The organism is Calditerrivibrio sp. (genome assembly GCA_026415135.1).
GTDB lineage: Bacteria > Chrysiogenota > Deferribacteres > Deferribacterales > Calditerrivibrionaceae > Calditerrivibrio.
Window position 1 is genome coordinate 12,220 of sequence record JAOAHS010000026.1, and the last position, 23,101, is coordinate 35,320.

General features: G+C 35.9%; 23 protein-coding genes. 3 read left to right on the plus strand and 20 right to left on the minus strand.

Features of this window, described 5'->3' with window-relative positions; genetic code table 11:
- The first annotated feature begins 29 nt into the window (after positions 1 to 29).
- Positions 30 to 206 (plus strand): hypothetical protein, encoded by a 177-nt coding sequence (locus N3C60_04275; protein ID MCX8084117.1) that lies wholly within the window; start codon positions 30 to 32, stop codon positions 204 to 206.
- Positions 196 to 675: a 2-C-methyl-D-erythritol 2,4-cyclodiphosphate synthase gene (ispF, locus tag N3C60_04280; protein ID MCX8084118.1), complete on the plus strand. Its 480-nt coding sequence runs from the start codon at positions 196 to 198 to the stop codon at positions 673 to 675. The genes N3C60_04275 and ispF overlap by 11 nt, the downstream gene beginning before the upstream one ends.
- Here ispF and N3C60_04285 read toward each other — a convergent pair.
- From N3C60_04285 to pap, 6 genes are all read right to left on the minus strand, one after another.
- Positions 672 to 974, minus strand: a complete 303-nt coding sequence (locus N3C60_04285; GenBank protein MCX8084119.1) for a hypothetical protein — start codon at positions 972 to 974, stop codon at positions 672 to 674. The two genes, ispF and N3C60_04285, sit on opposite strands and share 4 nt — an antisense overlap.
- Before the next feature lie 94 nt (positions 975 to 1,068).
- A complete protein-coding gene (locus N3C60_04290) occupies positions 1,069 to 1,704 on the minus strand; it encodes an HAD-IA family hydrolase (GenBank protein ID MCX8084120.1) in 636 nt (211 codons plus the stop codon).
- Positions 1,701 to 2,183, minus strand: a complete 483-nt coding sequence (ybaK, locus tag N3C60_04295) for a Cys-tRNA(Pro) deacylase (protein MCX8084121.1) — start codon at positions 2,181 to 2,183, stop codon at positions 1,701 to 1,703. The genes N3C60_04290 and ybaK overlap by 4 nt, the downstream gene beginning before the upstream one ends.
- 2 nt (positions 2,184 to 2,185) lie before the next feature.
- Complete coding sequence (locus N3C60_04300) at positions 2,186 to 2,956, minus strand: tRNA (adenine-N1)-methyltransferase (protein ID MCX8084122.1); 771 nt, start codon at positions 2,954 to 2,956, stop codon at positions 2,186 to 2,188.
- 32 nt (positions 2,957 to 2,988) lie between these two features.
- Positions 2,989 to 4,935, minus strand: coding sequence for a primosomal protein N' (gene priA / locus N3C60_04305; protein ID MCX8084123.1), 1,947 nt, complete (start codon positions 4,933 to 4,935; stop codon positions 2,989 to 2,991).
- Between the two features lie 7 nt (positions 4,936 to 4,942).
- Positions 4,943 to 6,433: a polyphosphate:AMP phosphotransferase gene (gene pap, locus N3C60_04310; GenBank protein ID MCX8084124.1), complete on the minus strand. Its 1,491-nt coding sequence runs from the start codon at positions 6,431 to 6,433 to the stop codon at positions 4,943 to 4,945.
- Positions 6,434 to 6,583: 150 nt separating this feature from the next.
- Here pap and N3C60_04315 point away from each other — a divergent pair, with 150 nt between their 5' ends.
- Complete coding sequence (locus tag N3C60_04315) at positions 6,584 to 6,973, plus strand: hypothetical protein (protein MCX8084125.1); 390 nt, start codon at positions 6,584 to 6,586, stop codon at positions 6,971 to 6,973.
- Here the strand turns inward: N3C60_04315 and N3C60_04320 are convergent.
- From N3C60_04320 to N3C60_04385, 14 genes are all read right to left on the minus strand, one after another.
- Complete coding sequence (locus tag N3C60_04320; protein MCX8084126.1) at positions 6,970 to 8,610, minus strand: chemotaxis protein CheW; 1,641 nt, start codon at positions 8,608 to 8,610, stop codon at positions 6,970 to 6,972. The genes N3C60_04315 and N3C60_04320 overlap by 4 nt on opposite strands.
- A 9-nt stretch (positions 8,611 to 8,619) precedes the next feature.
- Positions 8,620 to 9,501: a P-loop NTPase gene (locus N3C60_04325; GenBank protein ID MCX8084127.1), complete on the minus strand. Its 882-nt coding sequence runs from the start codon at positions 9,499 to 9,501 to the stop codon at positions 8,620 to 8,622.
- Positions 9,502 to 9,505: 4 nt separating this feature from the next.
- Complete coding sequence (locus N3C60_04330; protein MCX8084128.1) at positions 9,506 to 9,937, minus strand: DUF2062 domain-containing protein; 432 nt, start codon at positions 9,935 to 9,937, stop codon at positions 9,506 to 9,508.
- Complete coding sequence (gene lon, locus N3C60_04335) at positions 9,934 to 12,276, minus strand: endopeptidase La (protein ID MCX8084129.1); 2,343 nt, start codon at positions 12,274 to 12,276, stop codon at positions 9,934 to 9,936. Before lon ends, N3C60_04330 begins: the two co-directional genes overlap by 4 nt.
- A complete protein-coding gene (locus N3C60_04340; GenBank protein ID MCX8084130.1) occupies positions 12,276 to 12,707 on the minus strand; it encodes an Hsp20/alpha crystallin family protein in 432 nt (143 codons plus the stop codon). The genes lon and N3C60_04340 overlap by 1 nt, the downstream gene beginning before the upstream one ends.
- A 7-nt stretch (positions 12,708 to 12,714) precedes the next feature.
- Positions 12,715 to 13,572 (minus strand): UTP--glucose-1-phosphate uridylyltransferase GalU, encoded by an 858-nt coding sequence (galU, locus tag N3C60_04345; protein MCX8084131.1) that lies wholly within the window; start codon positions 13,570 to 13,572, stop codon positions 12,715 to 12,717.
- Between the two features lie 8 nt (positions 13,573 to 13,580).
- Complete coding sequence (amrB, locus tag N3C60_04350) at positions 13,581 to 14,381, minus strand: AmmeMemoRadiSam system protein B (protein ID MCX8084132.1); 801 nt, start codon at positions 14,379 to 14,381, stop codon at positions 13,581 to 13,583.
- Positions 14,363 to 15,163 (minus strand): hypothetical protein, encoded by an 801-nt coding sequence (locus tag N3C60_04355; protein MCX8084133.1) that lies wholly within the window; start codon positions 15,161 to 15,163, stop codon positions 14,363 to 14,365. The genes amrB and N3C60_04355 overlap by 19 nt, the downstream gene beginning before the upstream one ends.
- Positions 15,144 to 16,151 (minus strand): aminofutalosine synthase MqnE, encoded by a 1,008-nt coding sequence (gene mqnE, locus N3C60_04360; GenBank protein MCX8084134.1) that lies wholly within the window; start codon positions 16,149 to 16,151, stop codon positions 15,144 to 15,146. Before mqnE ends, N3C60_04355 begins: the two co-directional genes overlap by 20 nt.
- Positions 16,148 to 17,560 carry a response regulator gene (locus tag N3C60_04365; GenBank protein MCX8084135.1) on the minus strand — a complete coding sequence of 471 codons (1,413 nt, stop codon included), beginning with the start codon at positions 17,558 to 17,560 and terminating at the stop codon, positions 16,148 to 16,150. Before N3C60_04365 ends, mqnE begins: the two co-directional genes overlap by 4 nt.
- A 72-nt stretch (positions 17,561 to 17,632) precedes the next feature.
- Complete coding sequence (locus N3C60_04370; GenBank protein ID MCX8084136.1) at positions 17,633 to 19,207, minus strand: DUF1957 domain-containing protein; 1,575 nt, start codon at positions 19,205 to 19,207, stop codon at positions 17,633 to 17,635.
- A 2-nt stretch (positions 19,208 to 19,209) separates the two neighbouring features.
- The gene (locus N3C60_04375) at positions 19,210 to 19,929 is read right to left on the minus strand and encodes a DUF4912 domain-containing protein (protein ID MCX8084137.1); all 720 of its coding nucleotides are present in this window, start codon (positions 19,927 to 19,929) and stop codon (positions 19,210 to 19,212) included.
- Between the two features lie 125 nt (positions 19,930 to 20,054).
- Positions 20,055 to 21,071: a DUF4931 domain-containing protein gene (locus N3C60_04380; protein ID MCX8084138.1), complete on the minus strand. Its 1,017-nt coding sequence runs from the start codon at positions 21,069 to 21,071 to the stop codon at positions 20,055 to 20,057.
- Between the two features lie 11 nt (positions 21,072 to 21,082).
- Positions 21,083 to 23,101, minus strand: a complete 2,019-nt coding sequence (locus N3C60_04385; GenBank protein MCX8084139.1) for a DUF1926 domain-containing protein — start codon at positions 23,099 to 23,101, stop codon at positions 21,083 to 21,085.

Below are 23,101 nucleotides of genomic sequence, written 5' to 3' on the forward strand. Positions count from 1 at the left end.
TTATATCATAAATAAACAGAGGAGGCAACATGAATAGAAATATAAAGCCATCTTGTTCCATTTGTGCCTGGAGAGGAACGTGTAATAAGAAGTTTTCCATAAAAGATCCTTCAAAATGTCTGGATTTTTCCTTTGATGTCACTTTGGATATTCCTTGTAATGATGAAAAAGATCCTGATCTAAAGAGTAAAAAAGATGAAAATTAAGACAGGCGTAGGTTTTGATGCCCATAGATTTGTAGAGGACAGAAAGCTGATCTTAGGGGGTGTTGAAATACCTTATAAGTATGGGCTTTTGGGGCACAGCGATGCTGATGTAGTAATTCATGCCATAGTGGATGCTATCGTGGGGCCGGCTCTCGGCAAGGATATAGGTAACCTTTTCCCTGACAGCGATGATAGGTACAAGGGTATAGACTCGAAAATCCTACTTAGAGAATCGAGAAAGATGGTCTTAGATATGGGATATAAAATATCAAATATCGATGTTACAGTCATTGCCGAGAAACCTAAACTCAAAGATTATATACCCCTTATGAGATCTGTTCTGTCTGAGGTCTTAGTGTTGGATCTGGATGATATAACAATAAAAGCCACAACCACAGAAAAAATGGGTTTTACTGGTAGAGAAGAGGGTATAGCTGCACTGGCTGTGGCTACTATTGTGAAGTTTTAAGCTACTTTTGATTTGGGGCTTAACACTCGGGCGATGCTCTCCTTATAACTATTTATATTCCCGAGATAAGTGACATTGTCTGTCTCAGCTAAATAGTATAACTCTTCAGGGGTGATCCATGCCCTTTCAAACCTATTATCAACGGTTATTACTCTTTCGTTCCATGGTTCGAAAGAGCCAATGCTGATGAGATAAAAGTGTTCTTTTGTAATAATGGATCTGGCTAAAACTAATATTTTAGCAGTTGTGTACATTTTTGATTCAACCTCAAAAAGGTCTCCAGCGTAAAATCTGTCCATATTGCACCTCCGAAGAGTAAAATATAATCAATAGTTAAAAAGTCAATATATGATTAAACAATGTTTTTAAAATAAACCTGTTTTATTTTTGACTTTAGTAAACTAAAAAATTGTATATATCGTATGGGGTTTTAGCAACAAAATGGACTTTATTATAGTCGGATATTTTTCCAAAGCCCCAGCCTGCAAAAATCATTTCTATTTCTGCATTCAATGCTGCGAAGACATCTGTATGATTGTCACCTACCATTACTGTTCTATTTAATGGGTTGTGGTTATTCATTATATGATGGATCATATCAGGCTCTGGTTTAGGCCTGTTTACCCTGCATGAGCCAACTATATCCACAAAATATCTGTCAATACCCAAATGGGAAAGCATTTTTTCAGCAAATTTTGTGTAGGCGTTTGTAGCTACAGCCATTTTAAAACCTTTGGCTTTTAATTTGGCTAAAAGGTCTGGAATACCATCGTAAAGGTAGGTATTCTTGATACATTGCTCATAGTAGTGGGTTTCGAAAATATCTCTATGTTCTTTAGTGTATTCTTCGATACCATAAAGACCAAAGGCTAGTTTGCTTCTGTCCCCGTTTATCACGTCCACTACCGATGTTTTGGAAAGAGGGGGCAACCCAAAATGGGATCTAACGTGGTTAACTGATATGGTTATATCTTCGCTGCTGTCTATTAGGGTACCGTCCATATCAAATATGATCAGATTATCCTTCATCTGTATCCAACCTCTACCAATGTTGGGTTTAATAGTTTTATTAGATGTTTTGGGTCCAAAGAAACTAAAAACCCCCTTTTGCCACCATTTATATAAATTTTATCTAATTCTAAAATAGTCTTTTCCATGTAAATAGGCAACTGTTTTTTTGTACCAAAAGGGGATGTACCTCCCACAATGTAACCTGTATGTTTTGTGACGGTTTCTGGAGAGCATGGGGTAATGGTTTTTACCCCAAGAAACCTTGCTAAATTTTTAGTGGATATCTCAAGATCACCATGCATAAGAACGATAAGGGGCTTTTTATTTTCATCTTCTAAGACAATCGTTTTTATAACCATGTGTTCATCTACGCCAAGTTTTTGCGCTGAGACCCTCGTACCACCTTTTTCTTCGTATTCGTATAAGTAGGGCTCGTAAGGTATTTTTTGACTGTTTAAAAACCTTGTAGCTGGTGTGACTGGATACTTCTCTGCCATCTTCACGTCACCTTCATCTTTCTTGCTTTACAGATAAATGCGCTATGGTTGTATATCCACATCTCAGGTCTTACTGAAAGACCATCCACTTTCCACGGTCGCTTGATCAATTCGAATGACTCTATATCTGTGAAGAAAGCTAACTCTTTTAGTGTGTCAACATAAGTTTTAAGCTGTAAAACGGTGGGTATATAAGCTACCACTATGCCACCAGCTCTAAGACCTGTCTCAAGGTATTTTAAAACATGCCAGGGTTCTGGTAGATCAAGAAAGACCCTATCATATTCCCCTTGAAATCCTTGATAGATGTTGCCTATTATTATTTCATGGTTTGGTTGTTCCCCTAAGAAGTCTTTTATAAATCTTTTTGATTGCTCTGCAAAGTCTTCTCTTATTTCGTAAGTAATTAGTTTGCCTTGACCAGCTAACGCTCTAAGAAGTGCTATGGATAAAGCTCCTTGACCGATACCTGATTCCAAAATCTCAAGACCCGGATAGACATCCCCTTCCATGAGCATTGCTGCGGTATCTTTTGGATATATGATCTGGGCATTTCTTTTCAGGTGCATAACGTAGTCTATGTAAGTGGGCTTTAGTACAGTGTATTTTATATTTTTGCTACTTAACACGATACCGCCATCACCAGTTTCAATTATTTTGTCATGTTCTATAAAGCCGTAGTTTGTGGAAAATTTTGCCCCTTCTTTTAGGGTAATGGTGTGTTTATTTTTTTTATGGTCTGTCAATATTACTTTGTCTCCATATTTTAGCATTGTATCTCCCGTGAATATAATTCTATATATTCTCACATAAAATTATAAGGGTCAACATCTAATGTAAATGTCATATTCCCTTTTTTTATGGTATTAAATAGACTATCTATTTTTTCTTTGTAAAAGGGTATGGTGGATACAGATTTTATTTTTATTATAACCTGTACTCTATATCTATTTTTTATTTTTGAAATTGGTGCTATGGATGGGCCTAACATGGTGTCTGATAAACGAATATTACTTTTCAAAATTCTTGCGATCTCTTGGGTGACCAACATGAGTTCGTTTAACTTTGGACCTTCGAACAGTACTCTGATGAGCCTGCAGAATGGTGGATAGTTTAAGGCTTTCCGTTTTTGCAACATAACTTTATAGAAAGTGTCCAGATCACCCATCTTTAGGATCTCGAAAATATAGTTTTCAGGGTTATAAGTCTGGATTAGCATTTTACAAGGTTTTTCAAATCTACCACCCCGTCCTAAAAACTGGGTAAGAATTTGAATACTTTTTTCCTCAATTCTGAAATCTGGTATTGTAAACATATTATCTATATTTATCACACCTATGAGTGTTATGTCGGGGTAATTTAACCCCTTTGCTATAATCTGGGTCCCCACCAAAATCTTTTTCTTTTTTGATTCAAACTCTTTTAGTATATTATCTATTCTTGTTGCTGAGGTGAGTGTATCCTGATCAAGTCTTATAACTTCATCGGGAAAAAGATCGTTAAGTAGCTCATATATCTTTTCTGAACCTGTGCCGATGATTTTAAAATCCTTTTGGTTGCAGTTTGAACATATAAAAAAGGTGATCTTTTCATCGCAGTAATGACACCTGCCATGATTATTCTTTTTGTAGTAGGTAAGGGATACGTCACAGTTTGGGCATCTAAATATACTGCCACAGTGATTACATATTATATTGCTGGCATAGCCTTTTTTGTTGATCAACAGGAGGGTCTGTTCGTTGTTTTTTAAACGTTGGTGGATTTCATCATAGAGTTTTTTACTGAAGAATTCTTCTATCAATTCCTCTTTTTTCATATCCAAAAGAACAATGTCGGTGGTGCTTTTAGGATAGAATTTCTGGTTTAGTCTGAGTAAGTGGTACTTTCCAGAGATGGCATTTTGATAAGACTCAAGGGATGGAGTTGCTGAACCTAAGACAATGGGGATGTTGAGGATTTTAGCATATAAGATGGCCATATCCCTTGTATGATAATGGGGGATATCCTCTTGTTTGAAGCTGCTGTCATGTTCTTCATCGATGATGATCATCTTGATGTTTTTACCTGGGACAAATAGGGAGCTTCTTGCTCCTAATAGTACTTTAAGGTTACCATTGTTAAAATTTGAGAGGATTTGTTCCCTTTTTTTATCGGCTATCTTACTGTGATAAACGGCTACTTCATCTATGAGTCTGTTGCTTAGGCGTTCGTAGAGTTGAGATGTGAGGGCTATTTCTGGAACTATGTAGAGTACCTGACCACCTGCATGGATTATATCGTTTATAAGCTTACAATACACTTCTGTTTTGCCACTTCCTGTTACACCGTATATCAAGAAAACACCAAACTGGCTTAATTGTTTTGATATCTCTTCGTATGCAACTTGTTGTTCATCATTTAATGTTATGGCTGTATAGGTATGTTTCTTTTCTTTGACGTTACCAAAGAATCTATCTATATATCTGGTAGGGACAATCTTATGGATCACTGTACCTAAAGGATAGCTGTAATACTGGCTGAGTTTCCTAATAAATTTAAGGTATTGTTCTGGAAATGTGATATGTTCGTTTACTGAAATTATATCTTTTATCTTACTTAGTTGATCATTTGAACTTGTTTCAAATACGATACCCTCTACGATTCTCCTACCAACCTCGATTTTTACGAGGGTGCCTGCATTCAACTTACAATTATATCTATACGTCAAAAGATCAATATAGGGGACGGCAGGAGCTACTTTATAATAGTACATATCATTTTTAATCAAAGTTTTTTAGATGTTCCTCCAGCTTGGTGCAGATTATTTTTAATACTTCTATGCGGGCGTACTTTTTGTCGTTTGCCGGGATAATATACCAGGGGGCTATATCTGTACTTGTCTTTGCCACCATATCATCCACAGCATCTTTATAAAGATCCCATTTTTCCCTGTTCCTCCAGTCTTCTTCTGTTATCTTGTATTGCTTAAGAGGGTTTGATTCGCGTTCTTTGAACCTTTTTAACTGTTCTTCTTTTGATATGTGAAGCCAAAATTTAAAAAGGAGGATTTTTCCATACTGGGTGAGTTGTTCTTCAAAGTCATTTATCTCTGAGTATGATCTGCCCCATTCTTCTGGGGTGGCAAAGTTTTCCACCCTTTCTACCAATACCCTGCCGTACCAAGATCTGTCGTAGATTGTGACAAAACCAAATCGGGGCACATGTCTCCAGAATCTCCAGAGGTAGTGATGAGCTTTTTCTTCATCTGTGGGAGCTGCCACTTGTATAACCTGGTAGAGCCTTGAGTCTATACCTTTTGTTATCCTTCGAATACACCCACCTTTGCCGGCAGCGTCCCAGCCTTCAAAAAGGATGATCGTGGATACCTTTTTCTGATGGGCCTTCCATGTAAGCCCCCAAAGCTTTAACTGGAACTTTTCGAGCTCTTTATCATAGTCTTTTTTATTTATAGAAACATTTAGGTCCACATTGTCTAAAATAGAAGGGTAGTTGTATGAGATGTTGATGTTAGTTGTTTCATGTTTGTGGGTCTGCTCTTTTTTCTGTTTTATTGCCCCTTCATACAGATTGACAAGGGTTTCTATAACGGTGAGGTTTCTGTTTCGAGGATCATAAGCATCGATCAATACCCATGGGGCTTCTACCCTGTCAGTTACCCTTATTGCCCTCGAAGCTGCATCTACTATCTCTTTGTAGTGCTTTACATTTTTGTTGTTTATCCTAAACTTTGCTATATCTTCACTGTACTCTTTTTTTATCTTTTTTACCTTTTTCTTTTGACCATCTTCTGACAGATGAAGCCAGAATTTGACAATATATGTACCGTTGTTAAATAGTGATCTTTCAAAGCGGATCCTGCGTTGCATTCTTCTATCAAACCTATCGATGTCGATTCTACCATACGCTAAGTCCAAAAAAGTATTTTCATACCACCCACCAAAGAGTAATGAGGTAGTACCTGCAGCAGGCAGAGATCTCCAGTATCTCCAAAAAGGTGGTCTTTCCCGTTCTTCTTCGGTTTCTGCCCAGAAGGTATATGTTTTTAAGAATCTTGTATCCATGAATTCGGTGATAAGGTTTATTATTTCGCCTCTTCCTGCTCCATCTACACCTGCTATAAGAATTATGATGGGGATTTTTAGCTTTTTTGCTTCTAATTGGGCAAAAAAGAGCCTTTGACGGAGTTCGGCTATCTTCTTTTCGTAATAATCCTTTTCAACCTTTTTCTCCATCTCCACAACCTCAAACATATCCGCCTCCGATACAAATTGATATTTTATTTTAACATCTGGGTTATGCAAAAGCAAGGGGAATTTGAGTTGACATCGATTTGTGTCAGATTACATAAAACCTCTTGCATAAAACATCATTTTATATTATACATAATTAAGAGGTGGAAGATGAATAAAACATTGAATAGTTTTAGATTTTTTGGTTTAAAGTTAGAAACATTAGAACAAGCACACAAAATGTCTTTGCCAGCTGCTATTATGACTGGTATGATGGGGGTTGTATCTTTTGTACATTGTGTGACTGTTATACCTGATTTTCTATTTTTGGGTTTTCTTGATTTGGTGCTCTGGGGTGTTTTAGGTTTTGGGATATATAAAAATTCGAGGATTGCAGTGATAAATACATTTATTATGTATATATTAGGAGGAGCATATTTTAGATTGATCCCTATATGGCAAAGCAATATTTTTGCAACAATTTATATCATCATATTAGTTTTTGCTTTATGGGGAACATTTTTATACAATAGGTTGCTTAAAGCTCAAAACAAAGGTTAGTTTAGTCCAAAATCGCTTAAGAGCTTGTCTATATCCTCCTGGGAAGCTACTGGGCTATCTTCATCTGTGGATGATGTTACTACGTATCCAAGTATGGATCCGAGTCTTGCTCCTATTTCCTCTATGTTTTTTATCACCTTATTTATCTTTTGTTCTGTGATGTCCTGAAACTCCAAGGCTTGTAGTATATCGAAGCCAAGTTCCTCCGCTTTTTGAACAAGCTCTTCAATGTGCTCTATCTTTTTCATCGCAGAAGAGGTGTCCCTTGACTCAATAAATCTTTCCACATCCCTCAGGGCATCGCTTATCTCGGTATATATAGAGGAAAGGTCATCTGAGTGTTGTAAAAGATTCGATGTGGCTTTTTCAGTGGTCTCATTTATAAATTCGAGGTTTTTGGCTACAGCTGGGACTTTTTCTGAGGAGTTTTCTATGTTATCTATCTTTTCTTTGGTGTTAAGGATCAATTTTATTATCTCACCTAACTCACCTTTTACATCTATGGAGATATCTTTGGCTTCTCCATGTATGATTTTGCGGGCTATCTCTTTTATCTCTGAGATGGCATCAATCTCTATGCTTAATGTTTGGTGTTCGACTGACTCACTTTTTTTTTCTTCTTCTATGGCTGTTTCATTTTTTTTTTCCGCCTCTTTTTTCCTCCGGATCATCTCCTCGGTTTCTTTTTCCCTTTTAGCAAGTTCCATGGCTATGAGAGCATCAAGGTCGTTTTGATCTACATGAACAGCCTCGTGGTTTATCTTTTCCTCAGCTTGTTTGACTGCATCGTTTAGAATATCCTCTAAACTCTCCTGCTGAACAGATTTTTTCTTTTTATTTATCTCCTCAGTTTCTTTTTCCCTTTTGGCAAGTTCCATAGCTATTAAAGCATCTATATCTTCAGTGGTATCTGTAGTGTCAGTAAATTGTTTTTCTTCCTTGATCTCTTCGATAATAGTTTTAGTGGGACTTTTTAATTCCTGTTTAGATATTTGTTTTGTTTCTAATGCATCTTTCTCTTCAATATCTTCCTCAAGGGAAGATGAAGTGGGTACATGGTATTCGGGCTCAAATCTTTCCCTTTCTGGTGTAAGTTCTGTTGTATTACCAGAAGATCCACCTTTAGACCCAGTAAACTTTTTCTTAAGGTCACTTTCATAGTTTTTATCATCATAAATCAAGGAATCTATATCAAGAAGAATAATAAGCCTTTCATTGTATTTGCAAATACCCAGTATATACTCCTGTCCAATCGATCCCACTAAAGGTGGTGTTGGTTCGATGAGGGTTTTATTTATTCTGATTACCTGTGTAACTTCATCAACGACAAATCCTATATTTTCCTTTTCAAAACGAACGACAATTATTCTTGTTTTCTTATCAAAATCAGATTTATCAAGATTGAATCTTACCCTGAGATCAACCACAGGAATAACTTTACCCCTCAGGTTCATTACACCCATAATATAGTTTTCCGTTCTTGGTACGGATGTTATTTCAACAAGTCTAATTATCTCCTGAATCTTTAAAACATCTATGGCATACTCTTCTTCGCCGAGCTTAAAACCAACAAGTTGTAGAAGATCTTCGTCTTTTACTTCTTTTAAATCTTCGATATAGACTTGTTGAGCGTTCATGTTACACCTCTAAAGTTTTTTCAAAATTAGGTCTCTGATTTCGTTAAAAAGCTCTCTATTGGTATCATTTGTATTTTCATAGTAAGGCTCAAGTTTTTTCACACTTTCACTTACATATAGATCATAAGGTAAAAAACCTAATTTTTCAACAGAAATTCTTAAATATTTTTTGGATACATTTTCGAAGCCATAAAAGATATTTAGTTCTTTTTTAAACTTTAGCATATTCAGTATAAGACCCACCTTATAGTTATCCACTATATTTATAACTTCTTCAGAAAGTCGTGGATCGATTTTGTTTAGCTCATTAAGGATATCATCGACCATCTGATAGTTCATACTTCTACTTCGTAATTTGTTGCAAATAGTTTCTAATCTTGGGTCTTTAAAAAGGTGTCTTTCTATCTTTCTATACAGCGCTATTTTCAAAAAACCGTATGAGTTTTCTATTGATGTGGGTTCACTGTTCATAATAAGGATTTTTTTATCAGAGAAATTGAAAAAATCTATCATGTTGTAACTTGTCCCAGCACCTAAGTCCATAATTATGTATCTATAATTAGATCTCTTTAGGTTATTGAGGATCTTTAGTTTTTCAAAGTTGTTAATGTGGGCCATCCCTAATATATCACTGGAACCGCCTATAAAATCAACATTTGCAGGTGTTTTTAGGATGACATCTTCCATCCTAAAGTTTTCTTTTAAAAAATTATAGATACCTTTGCCCTGGGCTTTAAGACCTACAAAGGTATGAAGGTTTGCCCCACCTAGATCTCCATCCACTAGGAGAATATCATCATAGACTCTTTTCATGGACATGGCAAGATTTGCGGCAAAAAAGCTTTTACCAACACCACCCTTGCCACTTGCCACGGAAATAATCTCTGACATTCCCTTAATAACCCCTGTATCTCATTAGTAAATATTTTACTACAAAATATGTAATCACTCCAAGTATCAAACCAACTACATGGCACCCTACAAATACTGGCCATAAGATAGATTTAGCAAGCGATATAAGATCATTAAAGTTTTTAATACTCCATATGATCTCCTTTTCATTTGTATCGGTCAAAATGGTACCAACTTTATATAAAAATGCGTATATAGGTGGTACTGTTATCGGGTTTGTTATGTAAGCTCCAATCATCAAAGGATAAATAGGGAGTCTCAATCCAATACTGGTAACAGTAGCCAATAGGGTATGAAACCCTAAATAGGGGCTAAAACCAATCACCATGCCTAAGGCACTGCTTAGAGCTATTTTGTGGGCAGGTGCATTAATATTTAATACATACTTCAAACCTTCCCTGATCTTAGTTATCATAAATCCTCAATGGCTATTCTTAGTACTTCCTCAAAACGTTCAACGGGGAGCACTTTTATACCCTTTTTCATCTCTTTAGGAAGTTTTATAAGATCATTTTCATTTTTCTTTGGTATAATTACCGTTTTAATGCCTATTCTTTTGGCGGCAAGCAGTTTTTCTTTTAGTCCACCGATAGGAAGAACCTTGCCAGTGATGGTTATTTCACCGGTCATGGCTACATCTTTTTTGACCTTTTTTCCGCTGAAAAGAGAGAATATAGCGGTAGCCATAGTAATACCTGCCGATGGACCATCCTTTGGTATTGCACCAGCAGGGACATGTAAATGAATGTCTTTATCATCAAATTCCTTTGGATCGATGGAGTACTTTTCTGCAATCGATCTTACAAAGGTTAGGGCTGCTCTGGCAGATTCTTTCATAACATCACCCAATTGTCCTGTTAGGATCAGATTCCCTTTACCTTTGTATTTAGCCGATTCTATGAATAGTACATCACCACCATAAGGGGTCCAAGCAAGGCCTGTTACAATCCCTACCTCATTTTCCTTTAACTCATCCTCTTCGAAATATTTTATTGGTCCTAAAAATTTTAGGATATTGTTTTTGGTTATTTTAAAACACTTATCTTCACCGGTGGCTACCTTTCTTGCAATTTTTCTACAAACGGTGCCTATGAGTCTTTCAAGATTCCTCAGGCCAGACTCCCTTGTGTATCCAGAAATAATAAAAGATATTATTTTATCAGGTATTATAATCTGGTTTTCCTTCAGGCCATTTTCTTGGATCTGACGTGGCACCAGGTACCTTTTTGCGATATTTATCTTCTCCTCTTCAATGTAACCTGGAATATGTATGATCTCCATTCTGTCTTTGAGAGCTGGTGGAATTGGATCAAGATAATTTGCTGTAGTTATAAACATTATCTTTGAAAGATCATACGGTACACCTAAATAGTGATCTACAAAGGCATTGTTCTGCTCTGGATCCAGTACTTCCAACAGAGCAGATGCGGGATCACCCCTAAAGTCGCTACCAAGCTTGTCTATTTCATCCAGCATGAAAACTGGATTACTACTACCAGCATTTCTCAACCCCTGTATTATCTTTCCGGGTAAAGCACCTATATAGGTCCTTCTATGCCCCCTTATTTCTGCTTCATCCCTTAAACCACCTAAGGATATCCTAATAAACTTTCTACCCATAGCCCTTGCTATAGATCTTCCAAGCGATGTCTTACCCACACCTGGGGGGCCTACAAAACAGAGAATAGGGCTTTTCATCTTAGAATTGAGCTTTCTAACCGCCAAAAAGTCTAAGATTCTATCTTTAACCTCTTCAAGGCCATAATGATCCTCTTCCAGTACCTTTTTAGCATTATCTATATCCAGATTGTCCTTTGTGTATTTACCCCATGGAAGTTCCACAATCCATTCTAAGAATGTTCTTACTACTGTTGCTTCTGCAGAGTCGGAGTGCATTCTTGATAGTCTCTTGAGCTGTTTTGTGGCTTCCTCTTTTACCTCTTTGGGCATTTTGAGTTTTTTTAGTTTTTCTTCAAACTCTTCGATCTCTTTAGAGAGGTCATCCTCATCACCTAACTCTTTTCTAATCGCTTTTAACTGCTCTTTTAGAAAGTATTCCCTTTGACTTTTATCGATTTCACCACGGGCATCGTTTAAGATTTTGTTTTGTACCTCTAAAATAGATATCTCTCTTGTCAAAAACTGGCTTACTCTGTTCAACCTTTCTATGAAATCGAGTTTTTCTAGTATCTCTTGTGCTTCGTTAGTTTTTAGACCAAGGTTTGCTACTATGATATCTGCCAATTTACCTGGTACGTTTATGGTTTCAATGACTGCAAGAAGATCAGGTAGCATTGGTTTACCAAGATTGACAGCTTTTGCAAGCTGCTCTTTCACATATCTGATAAGGGCTTCTACCTTTAGGTCTGATGAAGGCTCTTCCTCTTCATCCACAGGCTTTATCTTTACCTTGTAAAAAGGTGTTTCTTGGGTGTAATCCTCTAAAATAGCTCTTTTTATCCCCTGCACAAGTATCTTAACTCTGCCATCAGGTAGTTTTAGCATCCTAAGGATCATGGCTACTACACCGGTGGTATAAATATCATCCTTTTGGGGATCTTCTATCATAGGGTCTTTTTGGGTAGCCAGGAAAATCATTCTTTTGGAATTTAGAGCTTCATCTACTGCTGCTATGCTCGATTCCCTACCTATGAATAGGGGGACTACCATGTATGGAAATACTACTATATCCCTAACTGGTAAAAGGGGTAGAATATCCGGGATATTTAATTCGTTTTCAATTTGCTGTTCCACTATCTCCCTCCGTCTTCTGTTAGTGTTATATAGACAAACTCTTTAGGTAGACGTTTGAAAATGACTTTAAAAACACCATCTTCGAACGATGCTTCAATATGCTTGGTATCAACTTTTACAGGTAACTTTACTATTCTTCTAAAGGGGTTTGAGTTCCTTTCAACCCTTAAATAGTTATAGTTGTCGGCTTTTGGGGGACGAACTATCCCTTCTAATACCAACAAGTCCTCGTATAAATATATTTTGACATTTTCCCTTTTTACACCAGCAAGCTCCACCCAGACGACTACAGAATCGTTTCTAAGACTAATATCCACAGGAGGGAAATGGCCATGTTCTAAAAGCTCTTTTGTTCTTTTAGTAAATTTTGTTACTTCATTTGCAAGACCATGAATAAGAACAATCTTTTCTATAGAGGAAAGCTCGTCCATATGAACCTCAACAGTATTTACTTAAAATCTTTTTAAAATCCTCTTTAATATCTTCTCTATTTAGGGCAAAATGTACTGTGGCTTCCAAGTAACCCAATTTATTGCCACAGTCAAATCTTGTTCCTTCATAAATATATCCATAGCTACCTGATTTTTCGGTAACTTTTTTTATCGCATCGGTTAACTGAATTTCACCATGAGTCATATCACATTCGGCGATCGATTTCAATACTTCTTTGGTTAGTATGTATCGTCCAATGATGGCATAGTTTGATGGTGGGTTTGCTTTGGGTTTTTCCACCATACCTTTTAGTCTAAAAAACCTCTCATCTATTTTTTCAGCTATATCCACAATACCGTATTTATATGTCTCTGATGGAGGAACCTCTGTTATGGCTAAAACAGGTGCTTTGATCTCTTCAAACTTTTCGATGAGCTGGGCTGTAACGGATCTCCTGTAGCTTATGATATCATCTGGCAAAATAACAACAAAAGGGTCATCACCGAGAACATCCCTTGCGCAATAGATGGCATGGCCAAGCCCTTTTTGTTCTTTTTGCCTAACTGTTATGAAATCACACATTTCACTTATTTTAGATAATATTTCGTATTCCCTCTCTTTTTTAGACTCCTTAAGAGCTATTTCAAGTTCGATGGACTTATCAAAGTGATCTTCTATGGCTCTTTTAAACCTCCCTGTTATAAATATTATCTCTTCTACACCTGCTTCTACAGCCTCCTCAACGGCGTATTGAATCAATGGTTTGTCGATGAGGGTTATCATCTCTTTTGGTATTGCTTTTGTAGCTGGTAGCATCCTTGTACCAAAACCTGCAACTGGAAAAACTGCTTTTCTTATCTTCATCCATCACCTCAAGAGTATTTTAGAATGATTCCAGCATAACCAACGACCCTATCATAGTCTCCGCTAACAGCGGCACTTGTTGTGTGTTTTAGTAGTTCTGCATTGGTAATGTTGAGTTTCTTTGCTATGTATAAGGCTATAGTTGTTGGTATAAAGCCACACATACTTATCTCATTGGATTTAATAGTATTGTAAAGATTTTCTGGAGCTAAATTGAGAATCTCTTTGATAGCAAGGTTGTCCTTTTGAATAGTTGTTTTTTCATCTTCGAAATGATTGAAATCAGAACTGATAACAAAGGTGATTTCATTAAGGATATCCTCTATGGCCTCATATATCTTTTCGGCTACAGTTTTACATTCTTCAAGGCTAAGGTGTGCAATGGTGATAGGTGTTATTGTTATATCGTTTCTAAGGTATTTTAGCATAGGGGTGATTACTTCTAAGGAATGCTCCTTGAGATGTGCAAGGGTATCTGTTTTAAATCCTTTTGATATGAGTCGTTCTATTATTTCTGTATCAGTATCAATATTACCGAAAGGGGTCTCCCAGCTACCTGCAGGATAGATGGATACCCTTTGACCGAAACCTGTATGGTTTGGTCCCATCAATATGATCCTTTTTTTTAATGAGATGTTCGAAAGTGTCTGAAAAGCTACTTCACCAGAAAACACGTAACCTGCATGGGGAACAATGCAAATTGCAACATCTTTTTTTGAAGAACCCCTTTGCCAATTTGTAAACATATTGGCTAATTTTTTGGGGTCAGAGGGGTAAAAATAGTTTTTTACTACAGCTTCCCTGTACATATATAACCCCCTATTGATTCGAACCATTTCTTACCAAGATTTATTGAAATATTAAAGAAACTAAAATCGTTTATAAGATAGAGATTGTTTTTTATTTTTTTTATCATTGGGGAATTGTTTGTGAAGAGTTTGATTTTATCCACTAACTCCATTTTTACATTCTTTAGGAAAGTCTTGGTTATTATATGTTCGAGATATTTTCCCTTTTCAGAAATAAGAAAAAGGTTTTCTTCATTTATAAAAAACTCTATAGTACTGTTTTCATATTTGACTATTGCATAATCGGTTCCAATAAATTTTTGTAGATTATCGGCAAGTTTATAAACATGTATAATTTTGTTAAATTTTAAATCTGGAATATCTCTATCTGTTAGATAAGAGGTGAGGTATAGTTTTTTATTGTTAAGATACCTGAGGTTGTCTAACTCTTCTTTATAATATATCAAAGCTGGTTCAGAAAGGGGGAATCTGTTTTTTATCAAATAATCTAAAGCAGAGGTGATATTATTTTTTTTTAAAAAGTTTTTATACAGGAGTCTGTTTAGAAAATTATCGGAATATCTGTAGAATATATCTGGGGGGATAGTAGAGAGCATATCGAATCTAAAGACGGTATAAGACTCGTTATCTTTATATACCAAACGGTTACCTATTGTTTTAAAGTTTATGTTAGTTTTTACACGTTTTATATTGTAGCCATAATTTTCTACATAAGAAGCAATTTTGTTAAGATTTACACTAGGGTTTACAAAAACTATTTCCTCAAATGTATCTAATTTCATTATAAAAAGAGTCCCTCTCTACTGGAGTGAAACCTGCAGATTTTATCATATCTATGAGATCCTGTTCTGTCAATCCCTCTTTAGATGTGGCTCCTGCGGAATGAGTTATTCTCTCTTTTACGATTGTACCGTCAAGATCATCGGCTCCAAAATAAAGGGCAATTTGGGACGTTCTTTCTCCAAGCATCACCCAATAAGATTTTATATGGGGTATATTATCAAGTAAGATACGGGAAATGGCTGTGATTTTTAGGTCCTCTACACCTGTTGACTTTTTAATATTTGATAGAAAAGTATTTTCAGGATGAAAGGATAGAGGGATGAAAGCATTGAAACCGTTTGTTTTATGTTGTAGTTTTTTTATCCTTGTGAGATGATCGATGATATCATCTTCGGATTCGATATGACCATAAAGCATTGTGGCATTTGTTTTTATACCGATATTATGGGCAATCTCCATAATCTCAAGCCACCTTTGGGAAGAGATCTTTTCAGGGCAGATAATCTTCCTTTTGTCTTCGGCAAATATCTCTGCTCCTCCACCCGGAAGCATATCCAGCCCATGATCTCTTAATCTTTTGAGTACTTTTTCAGTAGTAAAACCAGTTAGCTGTGTGAAGTAATCAATCTCTACTGCACTAAAAGCCTTTATGGAGATATTAGGAAAGTTTTCTTTGATAGTCTTAAGCATCATACAGTAGTAATCGAATTTTAACTTTGGGTGAAGACCTCCTACTATATGGACCTCTCTAAGATCGATATCGATGGATCTGATGTAATCCACAATCTCCTGGAGGGAAAACTCATAAGCGTCTGCATCAAAATCATCCCTTGCAAAAGCGCAAAACTTACATTTATTTAAACATATATTTGTATAGTTTATGTGTATGTTTTTGATATAAAAGACCTTATCACCCCAAAGCCCCTTTTTTATTTGATATGCTTTTTGGCCTAAAGGGGTTAGCTCCTCTTTAAAAAGGGACTTCATATGATCTTTGTCCTTTTAAGTGAGCTTTTAAAGGCTAATACAATCTCTTTATCAAACTGGGTACCTGTGCACCTATCCAGCTCTTCTATGGCTTGTATTGGTGTCCTTTTGGGTCTATAGCTTCTATCTGTGGTCATGGCGTCATAGGAGTCAGCTACAGCTAAGATCTTTGCCCCTATTGGGATCTCTTTGTCGGTAAGACCATATGGGTAACCAGTCCCGTCAAGTTTTTCATGATGAAACAAAACATAGTAAGGAACATCACCCAAAAATTTAATGGGCTCAAGGATCTCTTTTCCGTATATGGAGTGCTTTTTTATTTCCTCAAATTCTGAACTAGACAGCTTATCTGGTTTTACAATTATATATGTATCTACTCCTATTTTACCAATATCGTGGAGAAGACCTGCATAAGTCATATATTTTGCAAACTCGCTGTTAAACTTCATCTCTTCTACTATCATCATACTATAACGCTTGACATTTTCCGAGTGTCCCCTGGTGTAACTATCCTTTGCATCGACGGCATTAGATAGTGATAGGATTGTTTGAAGGTAACCATCAGATAGATCCAGAAACGATAATGAATTTTGCAGAGCTAAAGAGACCTGTCCCACATAGGTGTTTAGTAGATGTTTTTTGATGTTGCTAAATTTTTTCTTTGCGTCAAAGTATACTGTGAATATACCCCATAAACCTTGCTTTGCATACATCGGAAATACAATAGCAGTATAGAAGCCGCCTGTATCTCTTTTAATTATAAACTCGTAACTACTAGATGTACTAAATATCAAAAGTGCTTTTTTTGCATAAAGCTCTTCATCGATATATTCGATTATTTTAGGGTCAGCATTTTGAAAACTGATTTTTCTATGGAAGAGCTTTATATAAAAACCTTCAAGGTTAAATTCACCAATCAGTTTTTTATGGATTTCAAGTAGTATCTCCTCTTGGGATAAGGTGGAAGAGAGAAATTTGGCAGATTCATATATAGAAATCACATCCTGTAGAAGCGCCACTTCTTTTTTTAATTTTTTCGATTCGAGTGCTCTGCTGATTTTGGAGTTTACGTCATTTACATTAAAAGGTTTTGTAATGTAATCGTCGGCTCCCATTCTGAGGGATTCTATTGCTGTTTCAAGGCTTGGATATCCAGTGATGATGATTACAATCTTTTCTGGATACTTATCTTTTATCAGTTTTAGAAGTGTTATGCCATCCATGTCAGGCATTTTTATATCTGTAAGGATTACGTCTATTGAATCTGCTTTATTGTCTAAGATTGCTAGTGCTTCAAATCCATTTGAGGCTTCTAAAAAACCATATTTCTCCTCTTCCAGAATAAGCCTGACACTATCCCTTATATAGTCTTCATCATCTACAACAAGTACATTTATTTCACTAGACATAATTCACCACTTTATTTTTTAAAATTATACAAAATTCCTGAAAAAGAATCAACGATTTCTTGTATGATTGTCTTATTTGCTGTATATTCTGAAGTCCATCTCCTGAAAAATACTATTTTTATGTTCCAGTTTTGTGAGATATTCAAAGTCTATTTCGGTGTTTAACATGTTTTCAAGTTTGAGAAAGTTAAAAATATGTTCCTTTTCCCTCAGTGTGGCATATTCAGTGGCTGTTCGGGTTGTCATTAGAAATGCCCAGTCGCTACTTTGTGCCAGTAATAGTTCTCTTGCCATCTGGTTCAAGACTCTTTGAATATTAGGGTCCGAAGAATGTTTGAATCTTGTAGCATAATCCACCATTTTATCGGCTATAATTTTCAGATGTTTGTATATCCACTCATTCCCCTCATTAAGCCAGACACCATAGTACCCTTTATCACCCCAGGATGAGGGATTTATTTCTAAAACCTGGTTTGTGTTGTATTCATTTAAATATTCCATAGGCGTGATGGCTTTTACAACATTACTCTTACTCATAAATCTGAACAGGTTGTACAAAAATTCTGGTCCTTCAAACCACCAGTGACCAAAAAGCTCTGCATCATAAGGAGAAACTACAAGGGGTTTTCTATCCATATAGTTTGTAAGTTCTAATACCTGCTTTTCTCTTTCTTTTAGGAAATGTTTAGCATGTTGTTCTACTTTGGCTAAAGCGTGTTCCCGTATGTAATATTCTTTATAATCACTTGTTCCTGTTACCCTGTGGTATTTGATACCAGTGAATACCCTTGTTCCATCCGGACATATGTAAGGTTTGATATAGTCGTATTCCAGATCAAACCCTATATCCCTGTAAAAATCCCTATAATCGAAGTCTCCTGGATACCCTTCTTTAGAGCTCCAAACCTGCTTAGAGGAACTAAAGTCTCTAGCAAATACTGCAACCCCCGATTCAGTATAAACAGGTGCATATACACCATATCTGGGTTTAGGTTTGCCAAAGATTACCCCGTGGGTATCTGTAAAAAAGTATCTTATACCATATTCATCAAGTATTTTGTCTAAACCTTTGTAATAGGCGCACTCAGGTAACCAGATACCTTCAGGTTTACAGCCGAAGTGTTTGTTGTAGTTGTTTACGGCAATCTCTATCTGGGCACGAACTGCTTTTTCGTTAAAACTCATAAAGGGTAGAAAACCATGTGTGGCACCACATGTGGTTATCTCTATAAAACCGAGCTCTTTAAAACGCTTGTATTCCTTAAGGATATCCCAATTAAGATCTTCCAGAAAATGTTTGGTAAACTGGAAAAGGTCCCTGTAAAATAAGGATAATTTATTCAACTGATAATCATAGCTTGTTCTTTTTATCTCTTTGGAACTAAGTTCTATCATTCTATCTAAATGTTTTTGATATTTCTCTATCAAAATGGGGTCTCTTAGCATTTCACATAGAGGCGGTGTCATACTTATTGTTAGTCTGAAATCTATTTTGTTTGCTTCAAGTTGTCTTAAGTATTTTAAAAGGGGTACATAACATTCTGTAATAGCTTCAAAAAGCCAATGCTCCTCTAAAAAATAATCATACTCAGGGTGTTTTACGAAAGGTAAATGGGAATGAAGTACTAATAACCAATAACCATGCATTTTTATCTCCACTGACTGTTATTTGTGGAACTAATTTGTTTTTCTAATCTTTTGTATATGTCAAGACTGCTGTAATGTCCATCAAAACCTGAAAGGGATAGATGAATAATCTTCTCAATATGGGATTTTACTGTCATGTACACAATGTCATCTTTATCAGAAATCCTTTCACAAGGCATTTTAAAACTATTGGATACCAATATCGGCTTAAAACCATCCTGATTCTCAATGCCAATCTCTGTCCACGCCTCCTGATCTTCTAATAAATGGTTTACAAAAAAATAATTGCCAAAAAGGCCTACTTTTACCTTAGATAGTTCACCAATGTTTTTAGTGACCAATCTTAAGGTGAGTTTGAGGTTGTTTATATTATCTCCACCTATAAATTCTTCAAGCTTTGCTCGGGTTAATTCCCAGCATACGTAGGCGCGTTTGGCATCGATTGGTAAAAACATAATCATGTCGTAATCATAGGTCTGAGGCAGGGGGTAGTCTTCTGCTTTGGGAGTAACGACAGGTGTCTTCTGTTCCTTATACTCGTATCCAATATTAGAATCAGGTACAGGATCAAACTTAGATTGCTCTACTAACTGTTCCATATTTATTTCCTGTTTTAGAGAATTGATTAATTCTTCTTTTGACATTTTGGACCTTCCCTTGATATTTTTGCTTTTGGCAAGCTCGTAGAGTTCATTTTTACTTAGATTTTCTAAAGATCTCATTCTTCCCACTCCATTTTGTTTACATATATATTATAGCATATATTATTTTTTTTACCATATTTTTATAAGAATTTAGCAAAAAATTTACCAGTCTATATTCTTGTAAATCTGTTTAATCTGTCTGTTTAAAGTGCATTTTTTAAGATATCTGCACATCTTTCAGGCAAAAATGGGTTTATATATACCCCTGTTCCTTTTTCAATGCCCCCAATACGGTTTATTCTTGGTATTAATTCCACGTACCAATGGAAAAATCTATCGGCATATTTTGAATACTCCATATCTGGGCTATCTATATTGTGACATGTGTTTAGTAGGTTCATATTAAAAGGTGGTTGATCAAGGGCTGTCTTGTACCTTTGGAATATATCTTTTAATATATCAGAAAGGGCATTCTTTTCCACTTGACTCATCTTTAAAAAGTCGTTTGTATGTTTAAGCGGTATGATATCTACTTCAAAAGAATGTTTCGAAGCAAAAGGTGATATGGCTACAAAGAAGTCGTTTTTGAGAATGATTCGCTCATTTTTTTCCATTTCGAAATGGATGATATCACATATCAGACATCTGTTATTGCTAAAGTAATAATTATACAGGTTTTGCCATATATGTTTTATGTCATTTGGAATAAATGGGAAAGCCAGTATCTGGGAATGGGGGTGAGACATGGTAGCACCAGCACCTTTGCCACTATTTTTTATCATGGTTATATATTTAAGTCTTATATCTCTTTTTAGGTCTTCTATTCTGATAGAGGCAGCGTTTATTAGTCTTACAATATCCTCTTTTGAGTAATCGAAGATCTTTTTATTATGGTCTCTTGTATCTATAATGACCTCGTGGGCACCAAGTCTTGTACTGGCTGCATAGGGACCGTATTGTTTGATTGTATATTGCTCCTCGACTTTCATTATAGGGTATTTGTTTGGGATGACCCTAAGATGCCAGCTTTTTTTCCCGTCAATTAGCTCTGTTTCCTCATAAAGGCTATTTGCTGTGTAGTTCTCATTACCGGGGCAAAAAGGGCAGTATTCAGCTGGGTCCTCCTTTTCCTTGTGGAATACAATATAGTCTCCCCGTTCACCTCTTTCTGGGGCAAAAATAATCCATCTCTTTCTAATAGGATCGAATCTGAAGGACATTATCACTCTCCCTACATTACTTTGATAAAACCTGAAACTGTTAGCTCTTTTCTAAATTTAAATGGTAATGCGACACATACTCCTTGTGTAGTAAAATCTACCCCCTGTTCACTTTGATGGGCTGTATTAACTAAATATACTATTGCTTCAGTTTTTTTATCCAAATTGATTTCTAACATCGTATCACCGGCATCTATAATAAAGAGATTGTTTTTGTTCGATAATATGTCACCAACTTTTTTACCGTTTACTTTTAGTTTATTGTAGTTGAAAAAGTGAAAATTAAATTCAAGAATATAGTAAAGATTTTTAGTAAATGATGAATTTATTTCTATTTCAAAAGAGATACCCTTGTCTTTTAGTGAAAAACTCTTTTTTAAGTTGGTCTTATACATCTTATCGAGATAGATACCACCTTTTCTTTCAAATATTATCTGATCATCTTTTGGGATTAGTTCAAAGGGTTGGTTTGTGAAATCCCCTATCTCCTTGTATCTCGTATAAGCTATCTCTTCGGGGGTATAATTTTCCACGATGTGATCTACAAAGGAGTTTCTATCGTACCAATCGAAGGCGATTTTGTTTTTAACCTCTTCGGAAAGAGTGATATTCATTTCATGGATAGTGGTTATTCCAGTAGTGGCTTCAGTACTCTCCTCTTTTGATCTCAGAAGGGTATCGTGATAACCTTCCCACCTTCTTGAGAGGGTATTGCACAGATTTATTTCACTTTCCAACAGATCAAGAGACTTTAGCTGCCCTCCATGTTTGATCGTCCATAGTGTTGCCAAATTCCTATTTCTCAATGTACAACACCCATAGCCATCAAACAAAAGATCACTGATTTTTATCTTTTCATCCCCTTCTAATGCTGTAATCCTTTTTTCAGCTTTTATGATGTATTTAAAGGTGTTATCCCTCAGATTTGGCAAATATATACCTCCAAATATACCATGCCACAGGACATCGTTGCATTCCCCTTTGAAAAGGTACTCATTCAATAATGGGTCATTTAATGTGTAAGCTTTTTTCGATATTGCAAGCAACCTTTTGTGGATATGATTGCTTTCAGGATATTTTATAAAGAAGTTCTTCCAGTGGGCACCTTTTAAATAGGTTTTATAGATATTTTGAAATTCTGTTTTTTTAAGAAAGCTGGATAATCTTTCCATCTCAATGAATTTGTCGGCAAAAAGAGACCATTCACCCATTTCGTAGTAAGAGGTAAGGGGTAGATAGGCGAGACCCATTGGTGGATTCTTCTCAACAAAGTCATAATAGTGCATAAACTGAAAATCTTTAGAGCTGGTAAATAGATCTAAAAATTTTTCAAGCCACCCTTTTTCGTATACCCATTCATAGGTTTTTGGCCAGACACCGAATTTTTCCCCATCATCAAACAAAATAGCCCCTTTGCCCCCTTTGTGGATAATTTCTTTTAGATATTGATCTATTTCATTTAGTTCTTTGAAGGGGATAAAGTATCTCAATGTTTGGTCTATCGGAAAGATTTTTATTGCTAAACCATCCTGTTCAGAAATAAAATATCCGTAGAGATTATCTTTATGGAAACCCATTGAGATAAAGTGGTAATCATCAACAACAAGATACTCAATGCCACATTCCACCACATCAGGTATGATTGAAGGATCCCAGACTCTTTCTGTAAGCCATAAACCTTTAGGTGAGACACCAAAGTTCTCATATATAAAACTGTTCAGCTTTTTAATTTGCAATATCCTATCTCTTTTAGGTATGGCAGATAGAATAGGTTCGTAGTAACCACCAGTAAATATCTCTATTTGTCCTTGATCTAAAAGTTTTTTGAAAAGTGAAAAGAGTTGAGGGTTTTTGTTTTTGATGTACTCAAATAGCCAGCCACTGTAATGGATTGCAAATTTGAAGTTTTTGTATCGTGATGCAATCTGGGCAAAGGGGAGGTAGCTTTTTTGTATTATTTCATCCACTATATTACTAAAATTATCAACAGGTTGGTGGCAGTGTATGCCAAAAAGTATAGGTAATTTCAT